General features: G+C 65.6%; 15 protein-coding genes. 6 read left to right on the top strand and 9 right to left on the bottom strand.

The annotated features are described in order from the left end of the window. A partial coding sequence (locus RMQ73_RS09200; RefSeq protein WP_310497875.1) for a hypothetical protein occupies positions 1-255 on the top strand: 255 nt, incomplete at its 5' end. Here the strand turns inward: RMQ73_RS09200 and RMQ73_RS09195 are convergent. Genes RMQ73_RS09195 through mscL form a run of 3 tightly spaced genes read right to left on the bottom strand, consistent with a single transcriptional unit; the run spans position 243 to position 1,933 of the window. Further along, positions 243-707, bottom strand: coding sequence for an META domain-containing protein (locus RMQ73_RS09195; protein WP_310497873.1), 465 nt, complete (start codon positions 705-707; stop codon positions 243-245). The genes RMQ73_RS09200 and RMQ73_RS09195 overlap by 13 nt on opposite strands. Positions 708-713: 6 nt before the next feature. Continuing rightward, the gene (locus RMQ73_RS09190) at positions 714-1,496 is read right to left on the bottom strand and encodes a hypothetical protein (protein ID WP_310497871.1); all 783 of its coding nucleotides are present in this window, start codon (positions 1,494-1,496) and stop codon (positions 714-716) included. Next, entirely contained in the window at positions 1,493-1,933 is a 441-nt protein-coding gene (gene mscL, locus RMQ73_RS09185; RefSeq protein ID WP_310497869.1) for a large conductance mechanosensitive channel protein MscL, read from the bottom strand. Before mscL ends, RMQ73_RS09190 begins: the two co-directional genes overlap by 4 nt. A 118-nt stretch (positions 1,934-2,051) precedes the next feature. On the opposite strand from mscL, the gene RMQ73_RS09180 reads away from it, so the two are divergent. Genes RMQ73_RS09180 through RMQ73_RS09170 form a run of 3 tightly spaced genes read left to right on the top strand, consistent with a single transcriptional unit; the run spans position 2,052 to position 4,188 of the window. Continuing rightward, positions 2,052-2,651 carry a LemA family protein gene (locus RMQ73_RS09180; RefSeq protein WP_310497868.1) on the top strand — a complete coding sequence of 200 codons (600 nt, stop codon included), beginning with the start codon at positions 2,052-2,054 and terminating at the stop codon, positions 2,649-2,651. 41 nt (positions 2,652-2,692) lie between these two features. After that, positions 2,693-3,520: a TPM domain-containing protein gene (locus RMQ73_RS09175; RefSeq protein WP_409049858.1), complete on the top strand. Its 828-nt coding sequence runs from the start codon at positions 2,693-2,695 to the stop codon at positions 3,518-3,520. Next, complete coding sequence (locus tag RMQ73_RS09170) at positions 3,520-4,188, top strand: hypothetical protein (protein WP_310497867.1); 669 nt, start codon at positions 3,520-3,522, stop codon at positions 4,186-4,188. The genes RMQ73_RS09175 and RMQ73_RS09170 overlap by 1 nt, the downstream gene beginning before the upstream one ends. Positions 4,189-4,190: 2 nt before the next feature. Here RMQ73_RS09170 and RMQ73_RS09165 read toward each other — a convergent pair whose 3' ends face one another. From RMQ73_RS09165 to RMQ73_RS09155, 3 genes are all read right to left on the bottom strand, one after another. Beyond that, the gene (locus RMQ73_RS09165) at positions 4,191-4,766 is read right to left on the bottom strand and encodes a methyltransferase domain-containing protein (RefSeq protein ID WP_310497866.1); all 576 of its coding nucleotides are present in this window, start codon (positions 4,764-4,766) and stop codon (positions 4,191-4,193) included. 2 nt (positions 4,767-4,768) lie between these two features. Beyond that, positions 4,769-5,383, bottom strand: coding sequence for a glutathione S-transferase family protein (locus RMQ73_RS09160; RefSeq protein ID WP_310497864.1), 615 nt, complete (start codon positions 5,381-5,383; stop codon positions 4,769-4,771). A 72-nt stretch (positions 5,384-5,455) separates the two neighbouring features. After that, positions 5,456-6,790, bottom strand: a complete 1,335-nt coding sequence (locus RMQ73_RS09155; RefSeq protein WP_310497863.1) for an MFS transporter — start codon at positions 6,788-6,790, stop codon at positions 5,456-5,458. A gap of 135 nt (positions 6,791-6,925) precedes the next feature. Between RMQ73_RS09155 and RMQ73_RS09150 the strand changes: the two genes are divergently transcribed. Continuing rightward, positions 6,926-8,194, top strand: a complete 1,269-nt coding sequence (locus RMQ73_RS09150) for an amidohydrolase family protein (RefSeq protein ID WP_310497861.1) — start codon at positions 6,926-6,928, stop codon at positions 8,192-8,194. A 65-nt stretch (positions 8,195-8,259) separates the two neighbouring features. Continuing rightward, complete coding sequence (locus tag RMQ73_RS09145) at positions 8,260-10,071, top strand: DUF885 domain-containing protein (RefSeq protein ID WP_310497859.1); 1,812 nt, start codon at positions 8,260-8,262, stop codon at positions 10,069-10,071. Between the two features lie 9 nt (positions 10,072-10,080). Here RMQ73_RS09145 and RMQ73_RS09140 read toward each other — a convergent pair whose 3' ends face one another. The 3 genes from RMQ73_RS09140 to RMQ73_RS09130 are packed head-to-tail and all read right to left on the bottom strand — an operon-like array spanning position 10,081 to position 12,720. Further along, on the bottom strand, positions 10,081-10,323 hold the full coding sequence (locus RMQ73_RS09140) for a hypothetical protein (protein ID WP_310497857.1): 243 nt from the start codon (positions 10,321-10,323) through the stop codon (positions 10,081-10,083). Between the two features lie 37 nt (positions 10,324-10,360). Further along, the gene (locus RMQ73_RS09135; RefSeq protein ID WP_310497856.1) at positions 10,361-11,104 is read right to left on the bottom strand and encodes a hypothetical protein; all 744 of its coding nucleotides are present in this window, start codon (positions 11,102-11,104) and stop codon (positions 10,361-10,363) included. A 20-nt stretch (positions 11,105-11,124) separates the two neighbouring features. Next, complete coding sequence (locus tag RMQ73_RS09130) at positions 11,125-12,720, bottom strand: lysine--tRNA ligase (RefSeq protein ID WP_310497855.1); 1,596 nt, start codon at positions 12,718-12,720, stop codon at positions 11,125-11,127. Between the last annotated feature and the right edge of the window lie 86 nt (positions 12,721-12,806).

Here is a 12,806-nt window from a genome sequence, read left to right as displayed (position 1 = left end):
GCAGCGCCGGCTATTGCCGATGGCCCGGCCACGGCCTTTGTCCGCCCGCATGAATTCGCCGCTGCCCCGGCCGGCAGTGCCGGGTTGCCCGTGACGCTGCGCCGGGTGCAACGCACCGGGGCGCTGATTGCGATGGAGGCGACGACGCAGGACGGCAGTATCGTCGAAGCGGCGTTGCAAGCTGTGCCGCCAGGCCTGTCACCCGGCTCGGCTTTGGTGCTGGTGCCGCTGGCGGTGCGCGCCTATTCGGCCTGATCGCGGCCAGCCCGGCGCAGCAGCACGCGCCTGCCATCGGGTGTCGTCAGGCTGGCCTGCCCCGTCACATCGAATGTGACGCTATCCGCTGCGCCCAGCACGCCCAGCAGCTTGGTCTCGGTATCCATGCGCGCTGGTTCGCACGCCATGCGCGTTGCCATCAGCGGGCCGACCGTCAGCCGCCCGGCCTCCAGCTTCCAGGGTCCAGCCACCCGGTTGCAGCCAGCGCTGCCCGAAAGACCATCGGCGGCAAAGCGCAAGCGGGGTGCGCCGGCCGGCACGCCGCCGCCATTGAGATCGGCCACCTGCCAGTCGCCCACCAATGTGCCGATGACCAGCGGCGGTTTGCCAGCGACAAGGCGCCCCGCTTCGGCCACTTCGCGCTTGCACCCCGCCAGCGCCAAAACGGCGACAACAACGGCCAGACAGGTGTGGATACGAGGGTTCATCATGCGCCCCTATTCCACCTGTGGTGCCAGGCTGGCAACCAGATCGGTCATCGCGCGCTGGTCGATGCGGATCGATCCGCCCTGCGGCCTGTCCAGATCGAGGATCAGCACGATGGTCATGGCCAGCAGCGCAAACAACACGCCGCTGGCCAACCGGTGGCGCTGCCCGCTGGCTTCGAACACATAGCCGAGCAGGAAGCTGGCAACTTGCGAATAGAGCACCAGCAGCACCAACACTTCGCCCGGCACCCGCGCCGCCACGGCCTTTTCGCGTGTTGTCGCGGTATCGAGAACGGCGTTTACCGAGGCGATGAGCGCGGTCGCTTGTGCCGTGCTGCGGTCTGGCGCCGTCGCGGCCGCCGCCATTTGCCAGATTTCACCGCGGAGCCGGGCGCCGGCCCGCAACCGCTCGGCCTGATCGGGTGAAGGGCTTCCCACTCGTGTTCTTGCATAGGCCGCCAACCGGTCTTGCAGGGCCGCGCCCGCCGGCGTTTCCACCAGCCCGGCGCGCAGCCAGGCCGTGCCGATATCGTTGGATTCCTGCACCACCAGCGCGCGCCGTTCGTCGAACCGGCCCAGCGCCATGGAAAAGGTAAAGCCGAGCAGCAGGGCCAGCAGCAGCAGCGCCGTCGACAGCACCTGGCCTTCGTCCTGGTCGCCATCACCGCCCCGCGCGAGGCGGTGATGTGCCCAGAACCCCAGTTCCGACGCCAGCAGGAAGCTGCCGGCCAGCAGCAGTCCGATGGCGGTCAGCGGCAGGGCGTCAAGCTGCGCAGCCAGATGCGAGATCAAGACCGGGCTTTGCGCAGTTCGTCACGGATTTCCGCCAGTAGGGCTTCGCTGGGTGTCGGGCCAGCGGGCGCTTCGGGCGCGGCTTCGGCGGGCTTCATCGCCTTGTTGGCCGCCCTGACCATCATGAAGATGACAAAGGCAATGATGACGAAATTGATCGCAGCAGTGATGAACTTGCCATAGCCGAGCAGCGCGACCCCGGCTTTTTTCAGTGCCTCATAATCGTCCGGCGAGCCGGCATAGTCGGCCGGGATACTGCCCAGCACGACAAAATGGCTGGAAAAGTCTGCGCCGCCGGTGACAAGCCCGATGATCGGCATGACCATGTCCTCGGTGAAACTGGTGACGATGGTGCCAAAGGCGGCGCCGATGATCACGGCCACGGCCAGATCCAGGACATTGCCCCGCATCAGAAACGACTTGAACTCTTGCAGCATTGTCCGCGTCCCCCCTTGAAATGCCGCAAATCGCCTTATCTTGATACAGTCGGCATTGCCCCGGACAATGCCATAGCCGCCGGCCCATGCAAGCCGGCTTTCGCGGAGATTGTGCCCGATGACCGTTTCCTTGCGTCGTGCAGCCCGAATGGGGCTGATTGCCGGCCTTGCTGCCACCGTATCCGCCTGCGGCGTCAATTCGATTCCCACCAAGGAAGAGGATGTGAAGGCCAAATGGGGCGATGTCGAAAACCAGTATCAGCGCCGCGCCGATCTGATCCCCAATCTGGTCGCGACCGTGAAGGGCTTTGCCGCCCAGGAAAAGGACGTGCTCGAAAGCGTCACCAAGGCTCGCGCCAGCGCCACGCAGGTGACCGTCGATCCCACAAAGCTGTCCGATCCGGCGCAGCTTGCGGCGTTCGACCAGGCCCAGGGCGCGCTGTCCCAGTCATTGGGGCGCCTGTTGGTCACGGTTGAAAAATACCCCGAGCTGAAATCCAACGAGAATTTCCTGCAGCTGCAAAGCCAGCTTGAAGGCACCGAAAACCGCATTGCCGTGGCCCGGCGCGACTATAATATCTCGGTGCAGGGCTATAACACCGAGATCCGCACCTTTCCCTCGGTCGTTGCCGCCAAGGTCATCTATGGCAGCAAGCCGATTGCGCCGTTCAAGGCGACCACCGTCAATGCCGAAAAGGCCCCTGAGGTGAAGTTCTAATCACCAGGTCCATCGCCCTGACCGCGCCGTTGCCCGCGACCGTGCCCGCGCCCCGTCTGGCGCAGGCCTTGCGCCTTGCTGCCGTGCTGCTGTCGGCGGCGCTGCTGTGGCTGGCGCTTGCCCTGCCGGCCCATGCCGAGCCGGCGTTCCCGAAACTTGCCGGGCGCGTGACCGACGCGGCCGGCATCCTGCCGGCGGACACGGTGGCGGCGCTCGATGCCCGGCTGGCAGCACTGGAGGCGGCGACCGGCACGCAGGTCGTCGTGGCCACCGTGCCCGACCTGCAGGGCTATGAGATCGAGGATTATGGCTATCAGCTGGGCCGCAGCTGGGGCATCGGCCAGAAAGACAAGAACACCGGCGCCGTGCTGCTGGTCGCACCGCGCGAGCGCAAGGTGCGCATCGAGGTTGGTTATGGCCTCGAAGGCGTGCTGACGGACGCCGTCACCAGCCAGATCATCCGGCGTGACATCGTGCCGGCGTTCAAGGCCGGCGACATGCCTGGCGGCATCACTGCCGGCACTGACGCGCTGGTGGCCTTGTTGCAACTGCCCGCCGACCAGCAGGCCGCCACTGTCGTCAGTGCGGCCAAGGCCGGCGATGCGCGCGGGCGCGGTGGTATCGGCTTTGGCACCATCGTCTGGATCGTCATCATCGCCATCTGGCTGATCACGGCCATCGCGCGCGGCAGTCGTGGCCGGCGGCGCGGCCCGGCGATCATCTGGGGGCCGGGCATCGGCGGTGGCTGGGACAATCGGTCGGGCGGCGGCGGCTTTGGCGGCTGGGGCGGCGGCGGTGGCGGTGGTTTCGGCGGCTTTGGCGGCGGCGGCGGCAGCTTCGGCGGCGGCGGGTCGAGCGGGAGCTGGTGATGCTGTTTTCGCAGGCCGACCGCGCCCGCATCGCGGCTGCCATTGCCGATGCCGAAAGCCGTACGGCCGGCGAGATCGTGGTCATCGTTTCCACCGCGCCGCAGCGCTATCCGGCCACGGCGCTTAGCATCGCCGTGCTTGCCGCGCTGGTCCTGCCGCTCATCGCCGTGCTGCTCGGTTGGTCACCAGCGGTGCTGTTTGCCGATTGGGGTGACACAAGCGCCACGGGGCGCGCATTGCGCCAGATCGAAGCCTTTGTGGCGGTGCAAACCCTGGTGTTCGGCTTTGCGCTGGCGCTGGTGCAGTTCGGCGGCCTTGCGCGCAGGTTGACCCCGCATGGCCTGCGACGCGACCGCGTGCACCGTGATGCGACCTTGCAGTTCAAGGCGCGCGGGCTGGAGGCCACTGCCGGGCGCACCGGTATCCTCATTTATGTCGACGAGCCCGAACATGTCGCCGAAATCATCGCGGACGAGGGCATTTTCACACGTGTCGCACCCGATGACTGGGCGGATACCATCACGGCGCTGACTGATGGCATCAAGGCTGGCCGCGCTGCCGATGGCATGGTCGAGGCGATTGCCCGTGCCGGCGCCGTATTGGCGCAGCATGTGCCGGTGATGGCCGGCGATATAAACGAACTGCCGGACGGCCTGATCGAAATCTGACCCTATCGGTGGGCGGTGAACACGAACGCCGGCGGCCAGTTGCGTGGCTCGAAGCGCACGGACAGATCTGGGAAGAACCGCCGCAGTTCCTTGAGCCAGGCCGTGGAATATTGATAGCCGACGAACGGCGCGCCCGGCGCCAACACTTCCAGCGTCGCGGTCAATATGCCTGTCCGGACATGGCGCGGCATGATTGAAAACGGCAGGCTGGACACGGCAACATCGACGCCCGGTTCGACATGGCTGGCCAGGGTTTCGGCTGATGCCGGCACCACTGTCAGGCGCGGATCGGCGATGTCGCGCGCCAGATAAGCGGCAAATTCAGGGTTGATCTCGAACGCTGTCACCCGTGCATCAGGCCCCAGCCGGGCCAGCAGCGCACGCGTCACCACGCCGGTGCCTGGGCCGAATTCCACGACATGGCGCACCTGGCTCCAGTCGAGGCCGCCCAGCAGCCGGCCCACCAGTCGCGGCGATGACGGGATGACCGAGCCGACCCCGCGCGGGTTGGCCAGAAAGCCCCGGGCGAACAACAGGCGTTGCCGCGCCCTGGCCAGATTGGAAAGCGAAGGTACCAAGATCAGGCCTTGGCGCTCGGCCGCTGGCTGACGCGGGTGCACCACTGGGCCACCCATGCCGCCTCGGCAGGCGCCGGCTGGCCGACCGTGGCGCCGAATTTGACAAAGCAATACAGCAGGATATCGGCAAGGGTGAACCGGTCACCGCACACCCATTGCCGCCCGGCCAGCAAACCGTCGAGCCAGAGCAGTTTTTCGCGCGCCATCGCCTTGAGCTGCGCGGCGCCTTCTGCATCCATCAGAGTCATGCGCGGTGCAAACATCGGCCGCCCCTCGGCGGCGCGAAAGCCATTGGCCATCGGTTCGACGTAACCAAGATCGATGCGGCGCACCCACATGCGCGTCTCGCAGCGTTCCTCGGGCGTAGCGCCGATGATCGACGGGCCTGAACCGATTTCATCGAGATATTCCGACAGCGCGGTGACTTCGGACAGCACAAGACCGTTATCCAGCGCCAGCGCCGGCGTGCCGCCGCTCGGGACCTTGGCGGAATAATCGCTCTGGCGGTTCTCGCCGGCGAGGATATCGATCTTGATGGTATCGAGCGTCACGCCCTTTTCGGCCGCCGCCATGCGCACGACATGTGGATTGGGGCCAACCGAATCGTAAAATCTCATCGTCAATCTCCCGTCGCAATTGCTATCGCCACCATGGCCGGCCCCGTCAACCGGCCCCGTCAACCATCCCCGTCAATTGGCAGCGGCCAGCGCCGCCGCCGTGCGCGCCTGCACTTCTGCCGTGATTGTCCAGCCGCGCGCCAGCCATGCCGCACCGATCGCAGCAATCACCGGCGGCACCAGGAACAGGAAGATCAGGCCGGAAATGGCCGTCTGCGTGTTGCCGGTGCCGGCCTTGGCGTCAAAGCCGACCATGTCGAGCACGATGTAGGACAGCCCCACCGGAATGGCATAGCCCAGCTTTTGCACCCCGACGAGCACGGCATAATATAGCCCGGCGTTGCTTTTTCCTGTGGCAAGCGTTTCGGCATCGGTGACATCGGCCAGCATAGCGCGGATCAGAAAGGCCGGCGCCACAGCCGGAATTCCGGCCAGCAGCATGCCCCCCGCCGCCAACCAGAAATTGGTCGATGGCAGCAGTACCAGCATGACATGCAGCACGGCATAGCTGCCGATCGACCACATCACCGCCTGATGCTTGGAGGTCCGCCGCGCGAACCAGCCCCATAGCGGCGCGCCGATCAGGCCGGCGGCAAAATAGAACAGCAGCAGCAGCCGTGCCGTTTCGGCGGGAAAGCCGCGCGCCGCCTCGAAGAAGAAGATCAGCAGCGCGCCGCCAAAGCCCGGCGCCAGGCTGGCGAGCAGGTCGATGAGCAGTACGCGGCGCAGCAGCGGCAATTTCAGCGCGGACCAGATATCGCGCCAGCCGTGCGGCGAGCGGTGGCGCGGCGGCCGTTCCGGCACCATTGTCGTCACCAAAAGCAGTACGGCGGGCAGCAGCGCGATCAATACCCAGCCCATGCCATGCACGCCCAGCGCCGGGCCGGGCGTCCAACCAAATCGCGGCGCCAGCACCCCTGCCAGCGGCGGCACCGCCAGCAGGCCGAGCAGCCCGATCATGTTGCCGGCCTGCCACCAGCCGAAGATGCGGCTGCGTTCGTGATAATCGGTGCTCAGCGCCTGGCCCCAGCTGGTATGGGCCACCTGCGCCGCCGAAAAGCCGGCATACATCAGGAACAGGCCGGCAAACGCATGCAGCGGTGTCAGCCCCGGTTGGGCAAAGAACACCACGAAAAGGCCTGCGAGCATGACCAGGCAGCCACCGAGCATCCAGGGCCGGAACCGGCCCAGCCGCGTGTCGGTCCGGTCGATCTGATGGCCGAACACGATATCGAGCGGCAGGTCGAGCCAGCGCACCAGCGAGAACAAGATGCCGGTCATGGCCAGGTCCAGCCCCAGCGTGCCGGCATAATAGGGCGGCAGATAGACCACCAACGGTAGCCCAACCCCGGTCAAGGGTAGACAGGGCGCGGCGAAGGCCGCCAGCGTCCGGCGTTTCAGATGCACGATATGCTCCCTCCCCCGGGCCCTTGCGAATGTGCGTTGCCAAAGGGTCTGGCGCAAGCCCGGATGACAGCGAATAAACTTTGCGCACGCCGCCGGCAGCCGCATACAGGAAAAAAGCCGATTGGGGAGAATGGCGTGCGGATCATCGTGGGACTGTTGCTGGGTGCCGCCATTGCCGCGCCGCTGCATGCCGAGACCTTTGCCATCAAGGCCGGGCGCGTCATCACAGACGCCGCACAGCCGGCGCGCGGGCCATCGACGGTTATCGTCACCGATGGGCGTATCACCGCGATCAACGACGCTGCGGCGCCGATTCCCGCCGGCGCCGTCATCATCGACCAGTCGGCGCGCACGCTCGCGCCCGGCCTGATCGATGCGCACGTCCATCTTACCGGCGATCCGGGCACGCCCTTTTGGCGCGAAGCGGTGGACACCGATGAAAAGGCCGTGGCGGTCGGCTTGAAGAATGCCGCGCTGACGGTGCGCGCCGGCTTTACCACCGTGCGCGATCTCGGCTCGTCGCGGCTGACGGCCTTTGCCGTGCGCGATGCCATTACCGAGGGCATGTTTCCCGGCCCGCGCATTGTCGCGTCCGGCCCGGCCATTTCGATCATCGGCGGCCACGGCGACGTTTCGGGCTATCGCCCTGAAGTCAACGCCGTGCTGGGCCAGGGCAACACCTGCACGGGTCCGGACCAGTGCGCGGCGCGGGTGCGCGAGGCAAGCCAGCGCGGCGCCGATGTCATCAAGATCACCGCCACCGGCGGCGTGCTCAGCCAGCAGGGCCGGGGTCTTGGCCAGCATTTCACCGATGCCGAAATGCTGTCGATCGTCACCACCGCCCATGGCCTCGGCCTGAAAGTGGCAGCCCATGCGCATGGTGCGCGCGGCATCGAGGCCGCGGCCCGCGCCGGCGTCGATTCCATCGAGCATGGCACCTTTGCCGATGACGCCGCGATCAAGGCGATGGTCGCCAGCGGCAGCTGGTATGTGCCGACATTGATGGCGCTGGTCGGCATCGACGAACGGCTGGGCAAGGGTGTGTTTACGGCCACCGTCGAGAAAAAAGTCCGCGAGACACTGGCGCTGCGCGGCAAGGCGCTGGCGGCTGCGACCCGTGCCGGCGTCAAGGTCGCGTTCGGTACCGATACCGGCGTGTCCGAACATGGCCGCAACGGCGGCGAGGGCGCCGAAATGGTCAAATATGCCGGCATGAGCCCGCGTGCCGTGCTGGTGTCGGCCACCAGCGCTGCCGCTGATCTGCTTGGCATTTCAGGCGAAACCGGCACGCTGGCGCCAGGCAAGGCCGCCGACATCATCGCCATGGACGGCGACCCATTGGCCGACGCCGGGCAACTGGCGCGCGTGAAATGGGTGATGGCGCGAGGCCGGGTCATCGACTGATTGGCGCTTGCCCGGCGTCAAACTGACCTATAATGACAACACAGCTGATTTCCGGAGTATCTGCGATGCGCCTGCGTCTTGTTCTTGCCCTTTGCACGAGCCTCACCGCTTGCCAGCCAGCGCTGGCCCAGACGGCGCCGGCACCCGCTGCGGCTGCTGCACAAACACCCGCAATCCGGCTGCGCGCCCTGTTCGATGCCAGCGACGAAGCCAGCCTCAAGCGCAACCCATTGAACGGCATCTTTCGCGGCGACCTGCGTTATGCCGACCGGTTCGGCGATTATCTGTCCGACGCCTATCTGGCCGGCGAGAAACAGGCCGCGCAGGACGACCTTGCGGCGCTGGCCGCCATCGACAGAACGGCGCTCAGTGCCAATGACCGGGTCAGCTATGACGTGTTCGGGTGGCAGCGCTCGACGGATCTGGCGGGCTATGACCCTGCGCTGATCGCGGCCACCGTGGTGCGGCCGATCGACCATTTCTTCGGCTTCCACACATTCTTCCCGGAACTGTCGTCGGGCGAGAGCGCGGCGCCCTACAAGACCGTCAAGGATTATGACAACGGCCTGTCGCGCATCGACGGCTTTGTCGTCGCCATCGATGCCAGCATCGCCCGCTTCCGGCAGGGCATGGCGGCGGGCGTGGTGCAACCGAAACTGGTTGTCACCAACGTCATCGACCAGCTCGACAACCTGACCGCCGGCGGCACCGATGCGTCCGTCATGATGAAGCCGGTGCAGACATTCCCCGATACCGTCCCCGCCAGCGACCAGGTGCGGCTCAAGGCGGCCTATGCCGAAAAGATCGGCGGGCAGGTCAATCCGGCCATGGCGCGGCTGCGCGATTTCCTGAAAGCCGAATATCTGCCGGTGGCGCGCGAACAGGTCGGCCTGTCGGCGATGCCGGGCGGCGCCAATCTGTATCGCTATCTCATCAAGTCCACGACCACGACGGACATGACGGCTGACGAGATCCACAATATCGGCCTGTCCGAAGTCGCGCGCATCACCAAGGGCATGGAAACGGTGAAGGCGCGCGTCGGCTTCAAGGGCGACCTCAAGGCATTCTTCGATTTCATCCGCAGTGATGCGCAGTTCAAATTCGCGACCAAGGAGGCAATGCGCGACGCATTTTATGATGTCGGCAAGCGCGTCGATCTTACCGTCGGTACCCTGTTCTCGACCATCCCCAAGACCAAGCTGGAAATCCGCCCGGTGCCGGCCTTCAAGGAAAAGACCGATGCCGGCGGTTCATACCAAGGTGGCACGCCCGATGGCTCGCGGCCCGGGGTTTTCTATTTCAACAGCTATGACCTGCCATCGCGCACCACGCCAGGCACCGAAACCCTGTTCCTGCACGAAGCGGTGCCGGGCCATCATTTCCAGATCAGCCTTGCGCAGGAGAATACCGACCTGCCGCCGTTCCAGCGCTTTGGCGGCAACACCGCCTTTGTCGAAGGCTGGGCGCTGTATGCCGAAAGCCTTGGGCCGGAACTGGGCATGTTCAAGGACGCCTATCAGTTGCAGGGCCGCTATGACGACGAAATGCTGCGCGCCATGCGGCTGGTCGTCGATACCGGCCTGCATTCAAAGGGTTGGACCCGTGACCAGTCGATACAATATATGCTGGACCATAGCGCCATGGGCAAGACCGATGCCACCGCCGAGGTCGAACGCTATATCGCGATTCCCTCCCAGGCGTTGGCCTACAAGATCGGCCAGCTGACCATCAGCCGCTTGCGCGCCAAGGCGCAGGCCGCGCTGGGAAGCAAGTTTGATATCAAGGGCTTCCACGCCCAGGTGCTGATGACCGGCGCGCTGCCGATGGCGGTGCTGGAAAAGAAGATCGACGACTGGATTGCGGCGCAGCGCGGCTGACCGCAGCCCTCAGCGCGGGCGCTCGGCGTCCCGCTCCAGTTCCCGCGCCGCCTTTCTAGCGGCCTTGCGGTCGCGTTCTTCTTGCTTGCGGATGGCGCGGCCGCGATCTTCATCGGCTTCGGACCGGGTGGTGGTGGCGCTGTCGACAATAACGGCGCCGGCCTTGAACGGCGCTGTGACAATGGTCTTTGCCACGCTGACACAGCCGCCGAGCAACATCGCGCCACCCATCATGGCAAGGAATCCGCGCATCGAAGCCATGCCCCTCCCAGCCGCCACAAGCATGCCCTCAGCTGATCGCTGAAAACGCCTTGAGCCGGCGCGCTGTTACCTGTGCAGCGGCATTGTCGCCCCGCGCCAGTGCCGCTGCAAGCTGTACGCCTTGCGCGCGCATCAGCGCTTCGAAGCCGTCAACCGCCGGCAATGCATCGATGCCCTTGAGCAGCGATGCGGCGCGCTTGGCATTGCCTGCGTCCAGATCGAGCAGCGTCACGGCAAAGAACAGCCGCGTCGATGGCACGCCCGGCGCCAACCTCAGCGCCTCGGCATAGCAGCGTTCCATTTCGGCCTTTTTGGCGCCCAGCACGGCGCCGGCCATGAAGCTGCCGACACTGGCAATCGAACCGCCATGCCAACCGCCCAGCGCGCCCCAGGCGAGAGCGTTCTTCGGATCGGCCTTGCGCACCGCTTCGAAGCGTTTGCGGGCATCCTTGGCCAGGCCGATGCCGCGCGTCAGCTGCGCGCGATAGCCGATGGCGACGGCTTTTTGCAGCTGCGCATCAAGGCTGCCGGGGGCCTTGGCCAGCGCGGCGTCGAAATCCTGCTCGGCGCGGGTGACGATGGCCAGCGCGACCGCCTTGTCGCGGGTTTCATAGCCGGCGATGGACAGTTGCGCCCGGCCCGCAAGGATCAGGCTGGCCGGCGTGGCCTCGGCGCGGCCATCGCGCACGACCACTGCCCATTGCCCGGCGCGAAAGGCCGATGCGGCATCGGCCAGCGCCGGAGTGGCGATCAAAAGGGCGGCAAAAGCCATAGGCAAGCTTGAACGCAACATCACACACCGTCCTGTTTCGACACGGCATCGGCAATCAATGCCCGTGTCTGAGCGAGGCCATATAACGCAATGAACGAACCCATGCGCGGGCCTTGCGACGATCCGATGAGAATTTCGTACAGCGCCTTGAACCAGTCGCGCAGGTTGTCATAACCGGCAGCCTTGCCGGCCTCGTAAACCTCGAACTGATATTGTTCGGCGCCGGCGTCTGCCGGCAACGCCGCCAATCGGGCATCGAGATCGCCGAGCGCGCGTGCCTCGGTGGCCGTGGGCGCGCGCCGCTGAAGCAGCGGCATGACGAAATCCCGCGCATAGGCAGCGGCATGATGCACCAACCGGTCGAGCATCGGATGGCTCGCCGGGCTGGCCTGCGGCGCATAGCGGCTGACAAAGCCCCATAGCCGGGCCGGGTCATCGGTGGCAGCCACCGACGCCAGGTTGAGCAGCAGCGAAAAGCTGACCGGCAGGTCGAGCGCCGGCGGCCGGCCTTCGTGGATATGGTGCGCGGCATTGCCAAGCTGCTGGTCGAGCGGCTGGTCGGGGTAGCGCGCCAGCGCATCGGCATAATCCTCGATGGCGCGCGGAATCACGTCATAATGCAGGCGCTTGGCCTTGCGCGGGCTTTGGAACATGTACAGCGCCAGCGATTGCGGCGGGCCATAGTCCAGCCATTGCTCGATGGTCAGGCCATTGCCCTTGGATTTGGAAATCTTCTGCCCATCCGAATCGAGGAAAAGTTCGTAATTGAAGCCTGCCGGCGGGTTTTCGCCCAGTACGCGGGTGACGCGGCCTGACAGCAGCACAGAATCGATGAGGTCCTTGCCGGCCATTTCATAATCGACGCCCAGTGCTGCCCAGCGCATCGCCCAATCGACCTTCCATTGCAGTTTGCAGGCGCCGCCCGTGACCGGAACCGTCACCATGTCATGGGTGCCGGGCCGCACATAGCTGACCGTGCCGGCCGCCACGTCATGCCCCGTGATCGGCACTTGCAGCACGATGCCGCTGATGGGATCGATGGGCAGGAACGGCGAATAGGTGGCGCGGCGTTCCGGGCCCAATGTGGGCAGGATGACGTTGATGACCTCGTCATAATGCGCCAGTATCTTCAACAGCGTCGCATCGAACATGCCGGACGCATAGCAATCGGTCGATGACAGGAATTCATAGTCAAAGCCGAAGCTGTCCAGAAACGCCTTGAGCCGGGCATTGTTGTGCGCGCCAAAGCTCGGATGAGTCCCGAACGGATCGGGCACCTTTGTCAGCGGCATGCCCAGGTTGGCGCGCAGCATTTCGGGGTTGGGAATGCCGTCGGGCACTTTCCTCAGTCCGTCCATGTCGTCGGAAAAGGCGATGAGCCGCGTCGGCACGCCCGGCGCCATCGCTTCGAACGCGCGGCGCACCATGGTGGTGCGCACCACTTCGCCGAATGTGCCGATGTGCGGCAGGCCCGACGGGCCATAGCCGGTTTCGAATATCACGGCCTTGCCGGTCGGCACGCCATCGGGATAACGCGCCAGCAGTTTGCGCGCTTCCTCATAGGGCCAGGCCTTGTTGATCAGGGCTGCTGCCGCAAGTTCGGTGGCGCTTGTCATCGGTCCCGTCTATCGCTGTGTCCCATGTGCTTTGGCGGTGAACATGCAGGTGTGCAAGCAGTGAAGCGCCGCGCAAGCGGCGCGGG

The organism is Sandarakinorhabdus sp. (assembly GCF_031430775.1).
Lineage (GTDB): Bacteria > Pseudomonadota > Alphaproteobacteria > Sphingomonadales > Sphingomonadaceae > Sandarakinorhabdus.
Note: the sequence above shows the minus strand (reverse complement) of the source record. Positions and strands in the feature narration are given on the sequence as shown.